General features: G+C 35.1%; 19 protein-coding genes. 17 read left to right on the top strand and 2 right to left on the bottom strand.

Annotated features, from left to right (window positions below; translation table 11 throughout):
• The first annotated feature begins 52 nt into the window (after positions 1 to 52).
• The 17 genes from MKY20_RS23955 (at position 53) to hepT (ending at position 16,772) form a co-directional block, all read left to right on the top strand.
• A complete protein-coding gene (locus MKY20_RS23955) occupies positions 53 to 1,336 on the top strand; it encodes a dicarboxylate/amino acid:cation symporter (RefSeq protein ID WP_009336044.1) in 1,284 nt (427 codons plus the stop codon).
• A gap of 980 nt (positions 1,337 to 2,316) precedes the next feature.
• Complete coding sequence (locus MKY20_RS23950; RefSeq protein ID WP_009336045.1) at positions 2,317 to 3,723, top strand: fused MFS/spermidine synthase; 1,407 nt, start codon at positions 2,317 to 2,319, stop codon at positions 3,721 to 3,723.
• A 341-nt stretch (positions 3,724 to 4,064) separates the two neighbouring features.
• Positions 4,065 to 4,520: an SRPBCC family protein gene (locus MKY20_RS23945; RefSeq protein WP_009336046.1), complete on the top strand. Its 456-nt coding sequence runs from the start codon at positions 4,065 to 4,067 to the stop codon at positions 4,518 to 4,520.
• A gap of 535 nt (positions 4,521 to 5,055) precedes the next feature.
• Positions 5,056 to 5,538: a hypothetical protein gene (locus MKY20_RS23940; protein WP_009336047.1), complete on the top strand. Its 483-nt coding sequence runs from the start codon at positions 5,056 to 5,058 to the stop codon at positions 5,536 to 5,538.
• A gap of 128 nt (positions 5,539 to 5,666) precedes the next feature.
• Complete coding sequence (locus MKY20_RS23935) at positions 5,667 to 6,350, top strand: hypothetical protein (RefSeq protein ID WP_009336048.1); 684 nt, start codon at positions 5,667 to 5,669, stop codon at positions 6,348 to 6,350.
• A gap of 199 nt (positions 6,351 to 6,549) precedes the next feature.
• Positions 6,550 to 7,839, top strand: coding sequence for an IS110 family transposase (locus MKY20_RS23930; RefSeq protein WP_009336049.1), 1,290 nt, complete (start codon positions 6,550 to 6,552; stop codon positions 7,837 to 7,839).
• 486 nt (positions 7,840 to 8,325) lie between these two features.
• Positions 8,326 to 8,811, top strand: a complete 486-nt coding sequence (locus MKY20_RS23925; protein WP_009336050.1) for a hypothetical protein — start codon at positions 8,326 to 8,328, stop codon at positions 8,809 to 8,811.
• 179 nt (positions 8,812 to 8,990) lie between these two features.
• Positions 8,991 to 9,224, top strand: coding sequence for a YczI family protein (locus MKY20_RS23920; protein WP_009336051.1), 234 nt, complete (start codon positions 8,991 to 8,993; stop codon positions 9,222 to 9,224).
• Positions 9,225 to 9,890: 666 nt separating this feature from the next.
• On the top strand, positions 9,891 to 10,799 hold the full coding sequence (locus MKY20_RS23915) for a F510_1955 family glycosylhydrolase (RefSeq protein ID WP_009336052.1): 909 nt from the start codon (positions 9,891 to 9,893) through the stop codon (positions 10,797 to 10,799).
• A 366-nt stretch (positions 10,800 to 11,165) separates the two neighbouring features.
• The gene (locus tag MKY20_RS23910; protein WP_284522325.1) at positions 11,166 to 11,873 is read left to right on the top strand and encodes a response regulator transcription factor; all 708 of its coding nucleotides are present in this window, start codon (positions 11,166 to 11,168) and stop codon (positions 11,871 to 11,873) included.
• A gap of 2 nt (positions 11,874 to 11,875) precedes the next feature.
• Complete coding sequence (locus MKY20_RS23905) at positions 11,876 to 12,940, top strand: ATP-binding protein (RefSeq protein ID WP_034297856.1); 1,065 nt, start codon at positions 11,876 to 11,878, stop codon at positions 12,938 to 12,940.
• Positions 12,941 to 13,144: 204 nt separating this feature from the next.
• Positions 13,145 to 13,357, top strand: a complete 213-nt coding sequence (locus MKY20_RS23900) for a hypothetical protein (RefSeq protein WP_009336056.1) — start codon at positions 13,145 to 13,147, stop codon at positions 13,355 to 13,357.
• Between the two features lie 128 nt (positions 13,358 to 13,485).
• On the top strand, positions 13,486 to 13,881 hold the full coding sequence (locus tag MKY20_RS23895; protein ID WP_232292556.1) for a DUF2269 domain-containing protein: 396 nt from the start codon (positions 13,486 to 13,488) through the stop codon (positions 13,879 to 13,881).
• Between the two features lie 508 nt (positions 13,882 to 14,389).
• The gene (locus MKY20_RS23890) at positions 14,390 to 15,028 is read left to right on the top strand and encodes a class I SAM-dependent methyltransferase (RefSeq protein ID WP_009336058.1); all 639 of its coding nucleotides are present in this window, start codon (positions 14,390 to 14,392) and stop codon (positions 15,026 to 15,028) included.
• A 214-nt stretch (positions 15,029 to 15,242) separates the two neighbouring features.
• Positions 15,243 to 15,479 carry a glutaredoxin domain-containing protein gene (locus MKY20_RS28740; RefSeq protein WP_083805748.1) on the top strand — a complete coding sequence of 79 codons (237 nt, stop codon included), beginning with the start codon at positions 15,243 to 15,245 and terminating at the stop codon, positions 15,477 to 15,479.
• A 491-nt stretch (positions 15,480 to 15,970) separates the two neighbouring features.
• Complete coding sequence (mntA, locus tag MKY20_RS23885; RefSeq protein WP_341004113.1) at positions 15,971 to 16,378, top strand: type VII toxin-antitoxin system MntA family adenylyltransferase antitoxin; 408 nt, start codon at positions 15,971 to 15,973, stop codon at positions 16,376 to 16,378.
• The gene (gene hepT, locus MKY20_RS23880; RefSeq protein WP_341003421.1) at positions 16,368 to 16,772 is read left to right on the top strand and encodes a type VII toxin-antitoxin system HepT family RNase toxin; all 405 of its coding nucleotides are present in this window, start codon (positions 16,368 to 16,370) and stop codon (positions 16,770 to 16,772) included. The genes mntA and hepT overlap by 11 nt, the downstream gene beginning before the upstream one ends.
• 552 nt (positions 16,773 to 17,324) lie before the next feature.
• Here hepT and MKY20_RS23875 read toward each other — a convergent pair.
• Positions 17,325 to 18,548, bottom strand: coding sequence for an MFS transporter (locus MKY20_RS23875; protein ID WP_341003418.1), 1,224 nt, complete (start codon positions 18,546 to 18,548; stop codon positions 17,325 to 17,327).
• A gap of 10 nt (positions 18,549 to 18,558) precedes the next feature.
• Entirely contained in the window at positions 18,559 to 19,605 is a 1,047-nt protein-coding gene (locus MKY20_RS23870) for an ArsR/SmtB family transcription factor (protein ID WP_341003417.1), read from the bottom strand.
• Between the last annotated feature and the right edge of the window lie 265 nt (positions 19,606 to 19,870).

Genomic DNA, 19,870 nt, shown 5'->3' with positions numbered 1-19,870 from the left:
AGAAGGTTGTTAATATTATTTAAACAACCTTAATCTAAAGGGGGAACAAGGGGTGAAATTAGCAACCAAAACTCTTATTGCTATTATGTTGGGAGTCCTTACTGGTTTAGGTTTAAGCATCTTTGCTCCAAATCTATACGGAATTTTAAATTCCTATATTTTTAGTCCAATCGGTGAATTGTTCATAAAAGCAATAAAAATGATTGTGATTCCTCTAGTATTTTCGGCAGTTGTATTAAGTATTACCTCAATTGGAAGTCCAAAGAAATTAGGACAGTTAGGTGGGAAAACAGTTATTTTATTTGTAGTGACTACCATGATAGCCTGCTCCATCGGAATTATTGCAGCAATCATAATTGGACCTGGTAAAAATGTCGTAATCCCTGAATCTTCATCTATATCACAAAATGAGAACCATAATGGACATGGGGCTTCAGCAACTGACACTGTAGAAATACCAACACTTAAGGACACTATTTTGAACATTATACCCAGTAATCCCTTTGAAGCTTTTACTTCCGGGGATATGCTGCAAGTCCTAACATTTTCAATTTTTTTTGGCATTGGCTTAGCTCTGCTAGGGGATAGGGCAGGAACTATTAATCAGTTTATAAATCAACTTAACGAGCTCATGATGAAACTTGTCCAAATAATCATGAAAGTTATCCCTTACGCGGCTTTCTCACTTGTTGCTACTTCTATTGGCACCGCAGGATTGGAGCTGGTTGGGTCAATGGTGAAGTATCTTGTTGTCATTGCTGTTGGATTGATTGTTCATGTTGCCTTTACTTATGGATCGATGATTTCTCTTTTCACAAAAATTAAGCCGGCTCATTTCTTTCATAAAATGATACCCGCTGTAGGAACCGCCTTTGCAACAAGCAGTAGTGCTGCCACACTCCCAGTCACAAAAAGCTGCTGTGAAAATGAGCTGAAAATATCTAAAGATGTAAGTTCTTTTGTTCTCCCGCTTGGAATGACCATAAATATGAACGGTGCCTCTATGAGCCATGGAGTAGCTGCCGTTTTTGTCGCCCAGCTTAACGGGATAGAGTTAGGCCTTGCTCAATATTTAACTATAGTCTTAATTTCTTTGCTAGCTTCAATTGGGGCACCTGCGATACCCGGTGGAGGAATAGTCTCCCTGTCAATGGTATTCCTTGCAGTAGGTTTACCGATTGACGGGGTAGGCATAGCAATTATCTTGGGATTATTTAGATTAGTCGATATGGCATTAACCTCTGTAAATGTACTGGGTGATGCTGTTTGTGCAAGTATAGTTGATAAGAGTAATAGGAATTCCAGTGAAGTCATTAAGCAAAATTTTGTATCTTAATTCCCCGATGAATTGAAACCCATATATTATTTTTATACCTCAAAGGAATCGGTGATTTCTAATAATATAGGAACAACGTAAAGCTAGCCTTCAAAATTATATTATCTTGGCAATCTTGGATAATCTAAAAATATTATTTCCATCACTTCTTCCTCTTGGACATTAAATGTCCAAGAGGATTTTTGGTAAGCACTGAACAAATTTAACTAGCATTTGTTACCTAGTAGGATATGACCCCAGGGAATCAATGAGTATTACAAGCTGATTTAGAGTTTTTTATCATATGTCACTTATATTGTGATGAAACTAACTCGATAATAAAAGATTTTTTCCTTCATCTCCATACTTTCTCCAAACATATATGAAATAATATTTACTTTAATATAAAGAAGAGGAATGATGTACCAAACCTTTGGGGGAATACAGCTTAACAGAGCTTGGAAATTCCATTCTCGCTTGTTCTTCACACGATTATAACTCTGAAAGGCTTATATAAGGGATAAGCAAAACAAAGAATAAATTTCTGTTATTATTGCTGATTACCATTAGAAGTGTTTTTTCAATTTTTATAGGTGCACATGCTATTAAAAAAGCGGTCACAATGAAAAGGGCAAAGAACATTTAACGCTGGGATTTTTTGCGATTTAACCTAGTTAAAAGAAGAGAAACTGATATTTTATTATCAGGCTACACAAATAAATGATACCACTGAAAACTTGAACCAGATAGAAGGTTTAAATGTGGTAAAGGAAGTAATTTAACCCTTACAGCAACAAACAACAATGGAGAGATTACTTCTATTGATCCGGAGAAGTGAACCAAACAAAAAAACTGAAATTCTTTTAGGACTTAGAAGTGTTAGAAGGCAGGCTCTTTGCGTTTTTGTCATACGAAAAGATGATGGTATGCCAGAGTTTTATTTTTTAAAACTAAAAGAATTGAATACATATGAACATTATTACGTTGGAACGGAGATCTGTATGAAGTCAAAAATCTATTTAACGTTATTTGTTGTCAGCTTTGTAATAATGGGATTGGAAATGACAGCCACAAGACTTATTGCCCCGTCATTTGGAAACACTGTTTACACATGGGGAATTATTATCTCTGTTTTCCTGATTGGTTCGAGTGCAGGATACATAGTTGGCGGGTATCTAGCTGATAAAGCAAATATTCGAGAAATCATGTTATTTATCTACCTTATTGGTATTCTTTCGATAGCTATTATTCCCTGGATTAAAACTACACTCTTTCCATTACTTGAATCGCTTTCAAGTACTCCTGGTACAACGCTAGGTGTCCTCTTGCTTTATTTAATCCCCAATTTTCTTCTCAGTATCATCGGTACTATCCTTATGAAGGATGGTTTAGGAGAATTGGCAAGCGGGAAAATGATTGGCAGCTTACATTCAGCATCAGCCATCGGAAGCGTTCTTGGAACACTTGTGACGACTTTCTGGCTAATACCATGGATTAATATTAACTCCATTATTGGGCTCCTGGCTGGACTTATATATTTAACAAGCATTTTTTATTGTGATACTAAAACAAAGAAACAAGGTTTTTTATTGATCATTCCAGCTCTGTTTATTGCCCTTCCTTTTCTTCCAGTTGGAGAGAAATCCCAAGACATTCTTTTGAAAAAGACAAGTCTTTACCATGATATTTATGTATTCGAAAAGGATTTCTATCAAGGTAAAGAAGGAAGGTTTCGCTCACTTACCTTCGGCAATGAAACAACTATTCAGGGAATGATGGATATGGAACAGCCTGATAAACTTCTCTTGGATTATTCTAAAAGCGTGTGGGAGGTTTCTAAGAAATTTGCTCCAGAGAGTAAAGAAGTCTATATGATTGGCCATGGTATAGGAACATTAACACGAAAGTTTGAAAATGCGAATAAAAATGTTCTTGTAGCGGAAATCGATGAAGAGGTATTAGAGATTAGCCGTCAATATTTTCAATACAATGGAAATAGTGTAGAGATAGGGGACGGAAGAAAAATCCTGAAAGAGCAGCAAAGTAAATTTGATCTAATCTTTTTAGACGCCTATAACAACACAACTCAAATTCCGTTTCATCTAATATCAAAAGAGTTTTTTGAGCTTACAAGTGAGAAGTTAAACAGTAAAGGTATTATAGTTATTAATGCAATTGGTGAACAGAAAGGAGATTTGTTGATTGAATCGATGAATAGCACATTAAAATCAGTTTATCCCTATGTTTACATCTATGGAATGGATGATGGTAAAGGAATTCAGAACATGACGATTGTTGGAAGTAAACATCCGATTGAGGATAAAAAAATAAAGGGACACAACCTTATCAAGGTAGGAAAAGGGAAAGTGATTTTAGATGGAGACACTAAATTAATTAACCTAAATTAATTATTTTATAATTATTTATTGAGATCCAGTCATAAACCAAGAAAATTAAACTTAGTCGCCTATATATAGCCGCAAGCTTATATGGTTTGCACCTTTTCCTGAATTTACTCCGATACATGCTCTCTAACTAATAGGCAATTAGGTGATGTATGTTGTGACAGTATGTTTATTATTTTTATGAATTTTCAACAGAAACTGTATAGGTGCTATTACTTAATATTATTGTAAGAAATTATGAAGGAGAGTACTTAAACAATAGGGAAGGTTTCTTAATAAGAATAGTTAATATCGACTCCAACGAATTATAATATGTTATTAAGTGTTTGTAAAAGGAGATATCTATGCCTGTTATTGATCATCAACAATTTATTAAAGCACCGATAGAAATATGTTTTAACCTTGCAAGAAACGTCCATATTCATACTCAAACGACCTCTAATACAATGGAAAGAGCTATTGATGGAGTGACAGAAGGGTTATTAGAACAAGGCGATACCGTTACCTGGGAAGCCATTCACTATGGAATAAAACAAAGGCTAACAGCCAAAGTGACATTAATGGAAAAACCTTATAAGTTTGTAGATGTTATGGTGAGAGGAGCTTTCCATTCCTTTGTTCATACCCATCAATTTATTGAAGATACTGGCGGAACTATAATGATTGATATATTCCAGTATAAATCACCCTTTGGTCCAATTGGCATTGTAGTGGATAAGTTATTTTTGGAGAAATATATGACGGCATTTATTATTTCGCGAGCAAAGGCACTTAAAAAGATTGCAGAAAATATGGATTAACCTTCATCAACAAAAAGGTGTTTATGTTCAAGATCAGCTGCTAATCAGGCAGCTTTTTTCCTTTTCAACTTAAGGGCCAGGATGCCTACATTTCCAGAAGAAAACGACTTTCTTTCGCTATTCTAATCGGATAATGGTATTTGATTCTACTTTAAAAGGCTTACCTTTATTATAATGAAGCAACCTACAGATTCTCCAATGGAGAGGAAGCTTTTATTGTTAAGCTCTCTCCTTCCTTTGGTGAAGTTAAAATACAGGTAACTCAGCGTAGTTCAAATAGATTGATAAACTTATGAATCTAAAACGAGTCGAAAACTTTGAAAGTAAGGCAGATAAAAAAGATCGTGTTAGTGTGCTATTAACAGTAGTTAATGAGGATTCTCAACAAACTATTGAAATGATTTTAAGCCATATTTTAAACAGATTATTAAAGAACATTTAACTCGGTAACAAGAAATCTTAATTAAGCTTAACGGGTGGAAGAGTTGAAAAAAGTGTTGCCATTCCAGGCAGCACTTTTCTTAATGAACAAACGGTGCAGGTTTGTTGGATAAAGAATGAAAAACTTGGGATATTAACTGGGAAATCTAAAAATGGGGTGAATTTTATTTTTAAACAATACTTAATCATATTGGGTATTTTATTATTTGCTTTTGCTCATTTACAAACGGTTACAGCAGAATCTGTTCCAAATGCAGAAGATATCTATATTACAACAGAAGATATTGTTTCAGACCTTGTGTTTCCCATTATCGATAAAAGAATAATTAGAGAGTATGGTGGCGATTCTCTTTTTGACTGGCAATGGCAAAGAATCATCGGTATAAATTACAATGATAATCATTCTTATGATGTTACCGTAAGAATTCTTATTCCTTCAAAAAATAATGATAATGATACAGAAGATATAGTTAAGGTTAGAATATCCCCATCCTGTAACAGTGGAAAGCTGAATAAGTTGAAATGTAATCACGATTTTAAGATTGAGATATTAGATTACAAACATTTGTCAAAATAAGTAATGACCATAACAAACAGGTGCTTATGTACATGCTGCTATTCAGGCAATTTTTTTCTTTTTAAACTAAAGGGGCAGTAGCTGAATAAAGTAAAGGGCTAGGAAACACTAAAAAAGAGGTGATGCCTATGAAGATCTATATTGGATTAATTTTGTCAGTTGTTCTTATAATTCAACCTACCATTGTAGGAGGGGAGATTGAAGGGTATGAAATTGTTAGCAGGAACGACAAAGAAAATATAACCCTTTATGCTAAGAAAATGAATGGATTATTTAGGGACTTCAAAATTAATTTCAAAGGGGGATTATACTCTAGACCTTTTTGGATTAGCGAAACAAACCCTACCTATGCTCCACAGATTATATACGAGGACATCAACAAAGACCAAAAGAAAGAATTAATCATAATCTTGACAAAGGGTTATGGAACGGGTGTCTTATGGGAAGATGTTTATGTTTTTCACGCACTAAATAATAGTGGTTTAAACGTAAATGAAGTGATTGTTGAAAATCCTTTAGTTATTATTCATAAGCACGTGAAAACAAAGTTAACTGTAAAAGATGCCAAGGTCATTATCGGTGACAAAGAATGTACAGTTGATATAACCGCTTTAGAAATAAAACCCGAAAACCTGTTTGATGATGTTGGTTTTGGTAGTATTGTCGACTATGAAGTTAGAAACAATCACCTGATTGTAAGTGTCGCTGGACAAATATCTCCTTCCAGCTTTGTTGGAAATATTGTAATTGTTTATGAATATCGAGATAAAATGTTTCAAGCAAAATCCATTGAATTTCAACCATGTAAATAAACATGTACTTAAATAAAAGGGTTCTTATGTACTAGATCAGTTGCTAATCAGGCAGCTTTTTCTTTTTAAACAAAAGGGGCAGCATTCCTGTAATGAAGGAAAATGGAGTTTGAACAAAAAAATAACCTCTTGGTAGAATGAGAGAGTCCTGAAGCCGGGAAGCGAAAAGGACATTACTCAAATACCAGGAGGCTTTAAAATGAATTATAACCAGAATAAGAAGATTGCTCAAATTACTCCTTACACCCTGATTATAGGGGTGGATATCGCGAAATTCAAGCATGTGGCACGTGCCCAGGATTTCAGGGGAATCGAGTTTGGATCCCCTTGTTATTTTGAAAATACAAAAGAAGGTTTTGAGCATTTTCTTCATTGGATTTCGGAAACGAAGAAAGCACATAGTATGGAGAAAGTGATTGTCGGTATGGAGCCAACAGGTCATTATTGGTTTAACCTGGCTCACATTTTAAAAGAGAACGAGATTAAAGCTGTGAACCCCTTGCACGTCAAGAAAAGCAAGGAACTTGATGATAATTCCCCAACTAAAAATGATGTAAAAGATGCCAAGGTGATTGCCCAATTGGTCAAGGATGGAAGATACGCCGAACCAACAATACCGCAAGGTGTTTATGCCGAACTCCGTGTGGCAAAGAAAATACGCGATCTTTTAACCGAGGACCTTCAAACGGTCCAGGGCCAGGTGCATAACTGGATTGACCGGTATTTTCCGGAATTCCTTAAGGTCTTTAAGAAGTGGGAGGGCAAGGCTGCCTTACAATTCTTACGGCTTTATGCTCTACCGCATGAAATAGCCAATTTCACTGAAGATCAATTGCTTATCCATTTAAGAAAATCCGTAAAAAGAAGTGTAGGTGCTAATAAGGTTCGGGAGTTAAAGCAAGCAGCGAGTCAGTCCATCGGACTTCGCCAAGGCTCTGAGATGGCAAAAATGGAGCTGAAAACTCTTCTGGCTAAATATGATTTGATTCAGAAGGAATTCGAAGAATTGGACGGAAAAATAGATTCCCTGCTTGATGAAATTCCAGGTGTAGCCCAAATGTTAGCGATCAAGGGTGTTGGAAGAGATACAGTCGCTGGTTTCTTTGCGGAAGTGGGTGACCTGCGTGAGTACACTCACCCCCGACAAATTATTAAGCTGGCTGGCTTGAGTCTGAAGGAAAATACGCCTGGAAAGCATAAGGGAAAAACCACCATCTCCAAGAGAGGACGGAAGAAGCTAAGGGCTCTGTTGTTTAGGGTTTGCATGATTCTCGTTGCCAAAAATTCAGCTTTTAAGGCCCTGCATGCTTACTTTACACAACGGCCAGACAACCCGCTAAAGAAGATGCAGTCCCTTATCGCTTTGTGTAATAAATTGATTCGTATTTTCTTTAGTATAAGTAAAAAGCAATTTGAATTTAGTGAAGAAAAGATGTTAAAAGATATCCCTCACTTGGCAGGATCAAAGAAGGCAGAACTGGCCGCTTAATTCTGGTTTCGTTTAGATTAGAAATAGGTCTTGGCTTATAGTTTTGGAGACCATTTGAAGCACGGATTAGTCGGCAAAGCAACTAAATTACGGGCATGGACCCTGTGGGGCAGCATGGCCGACATCCACCTCATGGAAAGGTTGGACGAAGGAATTTGAGAGCAAAGACTCTGTGAGGCATGGGAGGGTTGACCTCCATGAGATATGTGGACATCTACCAGTGCGGTCATATTCTTACTATTCCACCAATTTATGTAATAGATTGGTTAGTGGGTTGTAGCTCATTTTTCTCGGTGTGTCCAAATATATCCTTTTCAGTGACTATCCTCCAATTGAAACCCATTTACCGGCAGGTAAATAGCTATGAAAATCTAAGAAATCAGGAGTAATTGGGTGTGTACGCTTCTTTTATTGAGGGAGGTTAGTTAATAAAGGATATTTGAAGTTGACTGGGAATATATTCATAAAAAGAGTGGGGTGGTGTTTATGTTTATAAAAAGTTTTGTTTCAATTATTTCGATTATTGTTATCTTAACTACTGTAGGGTGTACAAATAAGAATGAGGAAAGCGTAACTACAAATGTGGAAAATAAAAATCTAGCACAAAAGTGGAATCAAAGTCCTCTATTCAAATCTGGTAATTACACTATGATTGGTGAAAAAGGGCGCTTAGGTTTCATTTATGATGATAGTGAGGCTGTTAGATTTTATCCAAATAAAACTCAAAAGTATATGTGGCATTTTTGGGGAGAAGACCAAGAGTTTAATGGAAAACTTAAAGTAGTTGCTATACATGAGAATGATGAAAAGCAAATAACTGTGGTAGAAGGCGGACTAGGTGGTGATAATAACGGAGCAGACCGACACGCCCCATCTAATATGTCATTACCAAAGAGTGGAATGTGGAAATTAGATGTTTATATTGGAGATAAACTATTCGGAAGTGTGTATGTAAAGGTCCATAAGAAATAAACTTCTAACTTAAAAAAGTGTCGGTGTTGTCTTAAAAAAGCAAAAGTTATCATCAACTAATGGGTGCACTGCTTAAAGAACGGCTGCCATTTCAACAATCCTTTTTCTTCAACAAAAGGGCAGGATAGTTTAATAATGAATTAGGGATATGTGGTAACTTGGTTAAAGGGGGTTTTTAATTGATAAAATTACTGCAAATTATATTATCAATAACAGTTATTTCACTTGCAGGGTATGGATTGATTACTGAGGATTTTAAGTTTCAACCATATATGATGTTGTTTTTAGGTTTAACGATGTTGGTAATGGGATTAAGAGAATTTCAAAAGGGACAAAAAGGTTACGGCTGGCTAAGTATAGTTGTATTTATATTTATTTTATTTGTATCTATCGAAAGTTTCTTATTGAAGTAACGGGTGCTTTCCTTAAAGATCAGGCTGGAAAAAAGTTAGCCTATTGGTCATTGAGCTAAAGGGCAGTGATTGGAGAAGGAGAGAAAGCCCAGTGTGTAGAAAACTATACTCGACTGAAATTAAAATTTAGAAGAGGTATCTAATATGGATAGTAAACACTGGGTGATAATTTATAGGCTTGCTGTGGTTGGAATTTTGATTTATATTGCTACTCGATTAAATTTATTAATTGACCTTACAAGAGTCCTAATTGAAGTTTTGTGAAAAAATGCACTTAAACAATAGGGTGCTTTTGTTCAATAATCTAAATCAATAGTGAGCTAATAATATGCAAGTTCTTAATCAAAAGTACATATTTCTGGCTTTATTTCATATAAAAAACATACTTCCATAATCAGCATTTTTGTTATGTCAGATATACTAACTACTAATAAAAAACATGTAAAACTGAAGGTCTTCATATTTTCTTGACATCTTTTTAGTAAATTTAAGTCTTAAAGCTGCGCAAAGTATTTTTTTATATTCATGCCCTCACACTCCTGCTGAAAACTTCCTTATAAAATTAATCATAAAATCACGATAAATATTGTGATATCGCCTATTTTCAGAAAGATTAAATGTATTTAGGAGGCGTTCAAAATCAATGTACTGAAATGGAGTATACTTGTGTCGGGATTAGGGGTAATGCTATTAGGGTGCTCAAAAGACCAGAATTACAATGAAGGATTTAGTTACACTGAAGTTACTGATAGAAATATAGAGCATATTCACGGTATAGGGTACACAGAGGAAAAAGAGGAACTCTTTGTTGCTACTCATTCAGGTTTATTGAAATTTTCAAAGGGACGCTGGAATGAATCCACAACCAATAATCATGATTATATAGGATTCCAAGCAACGTATGATGGATTTTACTCGAGTGGTCATCCAGATTCGGATTCTGATTTTAAGGATCCTCTTGGCCTAATCAAAAGTACGGATAATGGAAAGACATTAGAAAAATTAGCATTTTACGGGGAATCGGATTTCCATCATATGGCGGTTGGGTATTACAGCCGTGCGATTTATGTAATAAATGAAGTCCCCAATTCTAAATTATACACAGGTATCTTTTTTTCGAAGAACAATGGTGAAACTTGGGAGTTAAGTGAACTGAATGGTCTAACTTCTAAATCAATTTCTAAAATTGCCACCCATCCAAAGGAGGCTGCACTGGTTGGTATTTCTACAAAAGATGGCCTTTTTTATTCGACAGACTTTGGTGACAACTTTCAGCTAATAAGTAAAAAAGATATGATAACATCCCTATACTTCGAAGAAGAGACTCTTCTCTTTTCCTTAATAGAAGATGGGAATGCTCAATTGTATGAGTTAGATTTAGCTACTAGAATGAAAAAAAAATTCCTGTTACCCGAAATAAGTGAAAACGATGCAATCATTGAAATAACTTCTAACCCCTTAAATAGAAACGAAGTAGTGTTAATTACACAGACAAATGATATGTTCCTAACAATAGACAGAGGGCTTAAATGGCAACAAGTTGTGACCAAAGGAAAATTGGATGGTATCAGCTGAAAGTAGGCAAACGTACCTTTTGAGTCTAAGAAATAGAAACATCCAACCACAGAAAATAGCAATAGAAATAATATTCAGAAAGATTCAAATGCTTGAAGTGGAATTGAATCTGTGTTCCTTACTATAAACATACTGGAAGAATGCATTTCCTAGATTCCCGTCGTTTCTCCCTCAAAAAGGGTTGGTGACTATTCCTGAATTTTAGTGCTTTTTCTTAAGTCCCCTAGGAGACAAACTGAAATTGATACGTCTTAGCGAATTCGATAGATTTCAATAAAGATCCAATTAATATAAAGTGCCACATAAGTTAAATTTTTTTGTTACCATGAAAGAAAAATGAAAAAAGGAATAAAGCTGGTGAAAAAAATGGAGAAAACGATTTTAGTGGTCGATGATGAGCGTGACATTGTAAAACTAATTACAGAAAGCTTAAAGTTTGAACAATTTAATGCAATACGAGCTTACTCTGGAAAAGAAGCTTTATCTATACTGAAAGAAAACAAGATTGATTTTATTGTTTTGGATATCATGATGCCAGAAATGGACGGTTTAGAAGTATGCCGAAAAATTAGAAAGGAATACAACATTCCCATTCTATTACTAAGTGCACGCAACAGAGATATGGACAAGATTATTGGACTGGAAATTGGTGCAGACGATTATATGACTAAACCTTTCAGCATTCAAGAGCTTACCTCACGCATAAAAGCTCATTTCAGAAAGGTTGACCGTCTATTTCAGGAATGGAGTGGTCTTAGGCACGAAAAGGATATGAACTTTCAAAGTTCAAACTCGCCGCTCATATTAAATGATAAGTCGTTTGAAGCTTTTTTGAATCATGAAAAGCTCGATTTATCGACAAAAGAATTTCAAATTTTATCCTTTCTGATGAATCATCCAAATAATGTCCTCACACGTGAACAAATTTATGATAGCGTCTGGGGAGACGAGTACGGAGAATTAAACACTGTCACGGTTCATATAAAAAATATCCGCAAAAAGATTGGCGTAGAGTATGATTTTATCAAAACCGTCTGGGGTGTCGGGTACAAATATATTGAAGGGAATAGATGAACATGAAGCTAAAAACCAAGCTTCCGTTACTGTTTCTCTTAATATTTTTGCTAATGTTTCTGCTGATTGCAGCCTTTTTTGTCTTATATATAAAATCGTTATTTTCAGATGAAGGGCACGCGTTGCTAGGAAATATTTTTAGTCCGGTTCATTTTCAAATGCTTTTACTTCTTAGTTTTTTAATGGGATTGATATTTGTTGTTTTAACCATATTTTTTCACTTTAACATCACTAAACCGATCGAAACCCTCAATTCGAGGCTAAAAAAAGTAAATATCGGTAACTCCCGAACCCCATTGCATTCAAGAAGAAAGGACGAAATCGGGGACCTGTATAATCATTTCAATGAGATGGAAGAAAGATTATACCAGGCTCATAGGGAACAGGTTGATATGATCGCTGCTATCGCTCATGATTTGAAGACCCCATTAACTTCGATAACAGGATTTGTGGAACTACTCTCCATGCAAAAGAATCTAACTAAAATGGAAACACAGGATTATTATGAGCTTATTATGAAAAAATCAAGACACATGGTGGAGCTGATAGAAACTTTCTCTATGTATACCAAGAATGAGGCTATAGTTGAAACCATTGATATGAGACCGATGGAGGCTCATAGATTGTTTGAAAATATTGCAACTGAATATGAAACCGAATTATCCGGATTCAATTTCAGACTTACATGGAAGCAGAGGTTCAATTCGAACCAAATCATATGTATTAATGAAAACATGATACGGCGCGTATTTGGTAATCTTTTTAGCAATGCTGTCAGATACGGTAACAAGAAAGACCTTCATGTCTATTTGACCGGTTATGCGCAGGATAGTTATTCATATTTTCAAATAGAGGATAATGGTGTTGGAGTGCCATCTAAGGATCTATCATCGCTGTTTCTTAAATTTTTTACAGTAGATAAGTCTAGACAAATGGATAATCAAGGCTCCGGATTAGGTCTTTCCAGTTGTAAATTAATAATTGAACATCATGGCGGGCAAATTCATGCTTTTCAAGCAAATCATGGAGGATTGGGAATCCGTTTTACACTTCCACTTAAAATATAAGAATCTTTTCTGGAAAACTTTCGGTTGAAACTGAAAGTTTTTTTGGTAAGTAACTTCATACTTTTTTATATTTTTTATAACTTTTTATTTTCATATTATCAGCGTTTTAGTTTTCTCATTTACAATAAGTTTGCAAGTATGGTTATGGAACTAAGTAGGATTTTAGAAAAAGAATTCATTACATCTAAGCAGGAGGAAACCTAAATGAAAAAATCACCAGAAAACGATAATGGCCGGAATGTGACTAAAGAGCCGCCGCCAATGCCACGTTGGGTAAAGGTATCTGGGATCATCGTCATCGCCCTGGTACTATTGTTTGTTATAAAGGTGTTTTTTGGAAATGGTGACCACGGCCCTGGTCGCCACTTACCTATGGGTGAACCAACCGAACAGACAGAGCAGGGGACGGCCCAGTGATGACCATGACACCCCGCATCCGTAAATTCGCGCTTACCACACATATCACTGCGTCTGTCGGGTGGCTCGGAGCGGTCATTGCTTACCTAGCTCTCGCAGCCGTTACTCAGATCAACCACGATGCACAGATGGTGCGTGCAGCCTATCTAGCATTAGATCCGATCACCAGCTACGTCATCGTCCCAATGTCCTTCGCTTCGCTGTTAACGGGAATTGTCATGTCCCTTTTCACGCATTGGGGATTGTTTAAGCACTATTGGGTGGTTTTCAAACTTCTTTTAACTGTCTTCGCTACCATCATTTTGCTTGGTTTCACACAGACACTTAATAAAATGATCAGTTTAGCAGCAGATCCGACAACATCGATTCTTGACCTCCGTACAATGGGGGCTGGTATGAATCATGCTGTTGGAGCCCTATTGGTGTTGCTCATTATTACAATATTATCTGTCTACAAGCCTAGAGGCACAACCCGATATGGGTGGCGTAAGGAGCAGGAGAAGCGCAATTTGCCAAAACCGTGATGTAGTCTAGTAGGTGCTACCAACTTAAGTCAAATTTATTTAGTTGTTAGATAAAATGTTCAACATAAACCATTACTAGATAGGCAATCTAAAAACCTAACACAGGCAGTGTTAGGTTTATCTATAATATAAACCAATACCTAAAGGGGTTAGTGAAATTTCTTGAATTGCTCATTTCCATTCAACTCATTCTGTGAGTCTGCCGCTCTGTTATTGAAAATGTTAAATCCTCATCCCAACGCCTCTCAGTCAAATAAAAAATCTCTTATTAATAAAGTAAAATTCACCTTTCATATTCTTATGCAAATTCTCCATTGCGGGTAGATATATAGGATTCTCCTATCGACTAATGCAGGGAGTATAGAATCTGGCATAGAGATGCATTTTTTTAAATAGTAGTAATGTTGAAATAAAATCTTAATTATAATTAGAATGAGAATTGAAAATAAAAAAAGAGGTAAGTACTAAATTTGATTCCCCAAATAATACACCATTTGGAGGGGTATGTATGGGATTTAAAAAATACTTTGCTTGTCAATCTAGAAGTCCCAAAGGTTTCATTGGTAAGTTAATGGGTAAGTTGATGAATAATATCAATGCTCCGATGAATGAAAAGACAATCCAATTACTCGATATTGAAGAACAGGATCATATACTAGAAATAGGTTTTGGTAACGGAAAATATATTGCAGATATTATTAAAAGAATAAAGGGAACTCATGTGTGCGGTATAGATTATTCTGATACAATGGTCCAGGCTGCAACCAAACTCAATAAGGCTTTCATCAAGCAGGGGAGAGTACAGATCAAACAGGGAGATATAGAAAAAATTCCTTTTGACGATTCGATGTTCAATAAAATATTTTCAGTGAACACGATTTACTTTTGGTCTCGTCCAATTCTTGCCCTACGCGAGATAAGAAGAGTGCTCAAGCCGGGAGGTAGGTTGGTCATTTCGTTTCGTTCCAGGGAGATAATGACGGAAAGAGCATCTGATGACTATGATTTTAAATTATATACTCCAGCAGCAGAGGAAATCGAGAACTTACTAACAAAAACCGGTTACTCAAGTATCAGGATAGAACATTTTATCGACAAGTCCATAGACTATTATTGTGTAATAGCGGAAAAGCAAGGTACCGACTAGTCAAAAGTTATTGGCGATCCAGCTGCTAGGTGGGTAAGAGAGTCTAGATAAGGATGCGAAACCTATTGAAGCAGGCCTATATTCCGTACTTTTCAATTTGGTATATTTAATTACAATTTGTATTTATGGGTAAAATACAAATAGATAAGTCGAATATAAAGGAGAGATAAACTTGCAAAAATTGCAAATAGAATTATATTCAAGACCAACATGACTGGATTGTAAAGAAGCGAAGGAGTTTCTTTCGCAGCACGATATTAAATACATTGAATATGATTTGACCCAGGTCCCTGATAAAGAGGAGGAAATGATAGAAAGAACGGGTTCACGAATTGTACCTACTTTTGTAATAAAAGATAAAAGACTTCCCGGTTTTATTAAACGCCCTGAGATTTTTATTGGTTTCGAGGTAAATAAGGACAAAATTGTAAAGTTACTAAATGTGCAATAATATAAATTAAAAAACAGATAAGCATGTAGATAAGGATTTAGAATTATAAGTTTTTGACTGAAATTAGAAACTAATAAATTTTATTTAACCTCAAGCTCTTTTATTCAAAATTTTAATAGTTACACAAACAAGTTAATATATTATAAAGGACCGCCAATAGGTGGTCTCATTTATTTTGTTTAGTGTTGAGTTTAATTTAGTTAGGCATTTAAGATAAAAAACATAATGTTTCTATTCAATTAAGGCAATGGGGGATTACCATACAACTATTCGTATAATATCTCTTTTACGAATTGTTATTATCGACATGTAAAGGAGTGCTTGCTATAATTAATATACTTAGTATTCATGATATTATTGAATAAGAAAAAAATTAGTTAGTATTACTAACAAGAAACTATACATAATTGGAGTCATACTAGTTCGAGTACATTTGCGGCCATTAAAGTTAAAGGTCAAAACCAGGATTTTTGCTAAGGAGCGATAAAATGTTGAATCAAAACCTTGAAGAAACCATTGTAAATGTACTATGTGAAAAATTGTCTCCTGATTGGATAGTATTATTTGGTTCAACTGTAAGTGGAAATTCACATAAAGAAAGTGACATTGATATCGCATATTTGAGTAGCACAATAAAAGCAGATAAATATGAAATATTTATGATTGCTCAGGAATTAGCAGCTAAACTCAATAAAGACGTGGATCTCATTGATATAAACCAAGCTAGTACGGTATTTCAAGCCCAAATTGTACAATCTGGAACTACTATATATTGTACCAATAAGCAAAAAAAAGAAGAATTTGAAATGAAAGTATTAAAAATGTATACGAAGCTAAATGAGGAACGATCAGAGATATTAAGAAAAATTGACGAAAGCGGGACAATATATGAAAAGTGATGTGATTTTAAACAAAATAAGTATAATTGAACGATGTATTAAACGAATACACGAAGAATACGATAAGAACCCCAAAAATTTAGAGAATTATACAAAGCAAGATTCAATTATTTTAAACCTGCAGCGGGCTTGTGAGGCAAGTATTGACTTGGCCATGCATATAGTAGCCGTTAAAAAATTGGGACTCCCACAGCAAAGCCGGGATGCATTTACCTTATTGGAAGCTGAAGGTATTCTGCCCCCCCCTCTTTCAGATAAAATGAAAGCTATGGTCGGGTTTCGTAATATTGCAGTCCATGATTACCAGGAGATCAATTTAGTTATTTTAAGAAAGATACTTGATGATCATTTAGTTGACTTCTTCGAATATACAAAAACAATTTTAATGCACTGATCTAGTTCATAATAATATAATTATGTAAACTATTATTCGTAATAATTGTATTATACGAACACTTATTCCGTTTTTTTACATCATTTGAATATTCAAGTTCTTTTCTTGCTTCATGATATAAACGAGCATACAGCTGTGTTTTCGTGTAGACAATTATGTCCTAATCGAAATAATGGCATTCCTTCCCGTGCTAAATAAGCAGCAAATGTAGGGCGAAATGTGAACACCTAGCCCCACGCTTCTCGTGTAATAGCACAATTCGCTCTTTTTTACGATTCCCTTTTGGGATTGTTATCATGCGTACCGTTCAATTAATATCCTCTTTTTTCATGTCAACTAACTCTTTAAGATGAAAGTAAGTTGTACTCCAGAAAATCCTAAGGAATGTCACAATTTTGAAGACATTCCTTTTTTTTAGTCCCCTTATTAAATAAAAGCCCCTTTTAGTTTAAGTGAAAATCTTCACAACTTACGTTAACAAAGAGACGCGATTCTTACCAAAGAAAAACGCCATTTTGTTGAAAATCATTGCAAATCCTAATTTAAAAAAGCTTAGGACATAACTTTTTCACTAGAGGAAACCGTAACATCAATAAATTTAAAATACGGAAAGACAATTCCAATGATAGCTGCAGAAGATATTAATGTCCCTATTAGTATGAATAACGGTCTAATTCCCCACAGTTCACTAACCACTCCCCCAATAAGTACGCCAAGAGGAATCACTCCTCTTATAATTACTAATCGAACGGAAAAGACTTTTCCCATCAGATGATTAGGAACGGTTTGCTGGTTTATGGTCGTGTTATGTACATTAAAGAAAGCCATGGCAATACCTGCAATAACCTCGAAAAGTATTGCAAAATATATGTTACTAATTACTCCTAGGGAGACATAGGTTAAGCCGCCAATAACTAGAGCTCCTAGCATGATCATTCTTCTGCTCTTGTATTTTACCTTCCCTACAAACAATGATCCCAGAACATAACCGAAAGGAAACCCAGCCATAAATAATCCATAGTCATTATAGCTGCCATCTAAGATTTCTATAATATAAGGTAAGTTAATAACCATTGTTACACCAACTCCAAATTGAACAAAACCTAAAAAGACACCAAGCCATACGATTCTGCGTTCTTTAAAGAAATAACTGATCCCCTCCTTAAATTGCTCTAACCATGTAGAACGAATTTCTTTTGTAGTTCGATGTTCTTTCACCCATAATAGAAAAAATCCGCTTAATGTTAACAGAACGGCAACAATTAACAAGGTTAGCTTTATTCCGATGTATTCAATAACAATTCCGCCTGAAACAGGAGCTAAAAACATCATGAGCCGTGAAGTGCCGTCTATATATGCATTTGCAGTGCTTAATTGCTCCTTTAAAACAATGGTAGGGGTGATGGCTTGACTCGCTGGCACATAAAAAGGAGCCAGTAATCCAATGACGATCTGTACTGCATAGATATGCCAGGACTCAATGTTTCCATTTACTAATATAAGAAGCAGAAATAAAAAAATCACTGATCTTGTCCACTGAGAAAATATCATGATCCGTTTCCTGCTCCATTTATCGATAAAAGGGCCGCTTACAAGCTGAAGGATGATTGAAGGAATAAAGTAAAGCAGCCACATACTTCCCAATGCTAGTTTTGAGCCGGTCATATTATATATTAAGATTGAATTGCAAAATGTTCCAAAGGCTCCTGCTAGTTCAGATATAGCTGTTCCTAACCATAATGCTACAAACCCACGGCTTTTTAATACATTCTTCATAGCCCCACCCCTATTGGTTCAAATATAATTCTAATTCTTTATATATTGAATTTAGTGATGCGTCTCTTAATCTATATTTAGAAGATTTAACTTCAACTAACGTCGCAGCTCTTAGAATCTTTAGATGATGATGTGCCGTTGATTTTCCTAGTTCAAGTTTTTCGGTGATTTCTTGTAACGTATAGTCTCTCTCAAATAAAAGCTTAACCATTCTTAATCTAACCTCATCACCAAGTGCTTTATGTTTTTGGATTAAAAAATAATTTGGCAGATATCTATCACCAAGATTAATGCTCTCATTTGACACAGGATAATAAAATACCTTGGTTCCTTCTATATATGACTCAATATTCCATGGTCTATAAGTAAGCTGTGGTATAAGTAATACATTCTGAATACTAGGCTCAGGAACGTAACTAATTCCTCCGGTCGCCCAGCCGACAAATTCTTCAGCATTCATCTTTTTCTGCATAACAGCCTTATTTTCAAAATCATTTTTTAAGATTGTATTTAATTCTTCTGAAATGGGATGGATAAACGATTCATACCATTTTGAAAAAACGCTTATTAGATGATTTTTGAGTTCCGCAACATTCACCTGATTAATGAATTCAATGTAGGTTGGAAAAAAGCTGATTTCACTTGTCAAATCTTTTAATGCATGTAAAGATTCTTTGCTTCCTTGAGCAGCACGTTTTCTAATTTCTTGAGCATTATCCCCAATGTATGGCAAGCAAATAAACTTAAGTTCTTCTTCAGGTAGGTCATTAATATATGCAACAAATTTATTTACCTCTGGTGAAGTGATTTGGTAACTGTGTAATAGTTGAAACAAACACTTCCATGTATTGTTTTTCTCTACATATTTCAGTTCCAATGATAATTCCCTTGGCATCGTTTCCAGCTGGCGTTCAAATTCACTTTTCTTCTCTAACGTATCAAAAAGTCGAGAGTTAGTAATTGCTGCTATTCCTAAAGCACTTTCCCATAGTAAAGAATAGTCTAGAAGAATTTGGTAATATTCTCTTTGTCTTCCTGCAATATTTAGTACGTACATGGGTAACCTCCATAATTATTCCATTTAAATCCATTCTATATTTTAGAAATAAAAAATTCAATAATTTTAGAAAGTAAAATTCTAAAATTATTGAATATACTTAACCAAGTATTTGTAAAGTAGTTATTAAGTAATCTGGCCAATTGTTGAAAAAAACTAATGAGGATTATTCAACTAAACTGCCCTTTTGTTAAACAAAAAGGCCGCCTGGTTTGGCAGCTGATCTTGAGCATAAGATACAGGACCTTTACTTATTATTCACTTT

The sequence above is a fragment of the Cytobacillus sp. FSL W8-0315 genome (assembly GCF_038002905.1).
In the GTDB taxonomy this organism is placed as follows: domain Bacteria; phylum Bacillota; class Bacilli; order Bacillales; family Cytobacillaceae; genus Cytobacillus; species Cytobacillus pseudoceanisediminis.
The sequence above is the reverse complement of the archived record's forward strand: the minus strand, read 5'-3'. Positions and strand labels throughout refer to the sequence as shown.

Coding starts and splice junctions, on each gene's coding strand:
- MKY20_RS23910 (WP_284522325.1), top strand. CDS start 11,166: ATGGAGAAAACGATTTTAGTGGTCGATGATGAGCGTGACATTGTAAAA.
- MKY20_RS23905 (WP_034297856.1), top strand. CDS start 11,876: ATGAAGCTAAAAACCAAGCTTCCGTTACTGTTTCTCTTAATATTTTTG.
- MKY20_RS23870 (WP_341003417.1), bottom strand. CDS start 19,605: ATGTACGTACTAAATATTGCAGGAAGACAAAGAGAATATTACCAAATT.
- MKY20_RS23875 (WP_341003418.1), bottom strand. CDS start 18,548: ATGAAGAATGTATTAAAAAGCCGTGGGTTTGTAGCATTATGGTTAGGA.
- MKY20_RS23935 (WP_009336048.1), top strand. CDS start 5,667: ATGAAGATCTATATTGGATTAATTTTGTCAGTTGTTCTTATAATTCAA.
- MKY20_RS23950 (WP_009336045.1), top strand. CDS start 2,317: ATGAAGTCAAAAATCTATTTAACGTTATTTGTTGTCAGCTTTGTAATA.
- MKY20_RS23930 (WP_009336049.1), top strand. CDS start 6,550: ATGAATTATAACCAGAATAAGAAGATTGCTCAAATTACTCCTTACACC.
- hepT (WP_341003421.1), top strand. CDS start 16,368: ATGAAAAGTGATGTGATTTTAAACAAAATAAGTATAATTGAACGATGT.
- MKY20_RS23900 (WP_009336056.1), top strand. CDS start 13,145: ATGAAAAAATCACCAGAAAACGATAATGGCCGGAATGTGACTAAAGAG.
- MKY20_RS23895 (WP_232292556.1), top strand. CDS start 13,486: ATGGTGCGTGCAGCCTATCTAGCATTAGATCCGATCACCAGCTACGTC.
- MKY20_RS23890 (WP_009336058.1), top strand. CDS start 14,390: ATGGGATTTAAAAAATACTTTGCTTGTCAATCTAGAAGTCCCAAAGGT.
- MKY20_RS23925 (WP_009336050.1), top strand. CDS start 8,326: ATGTTTATAAAAAGTTTTGTTTCAATTATTTCGATTATTGTTATCTTA.
- MKY20_RS23945 (WP_009336046.1), top strand. CDS start 4,065: ATGCCTGTTATTGATCATCAACAATTTATTAAAGCACCGATAGAAATA.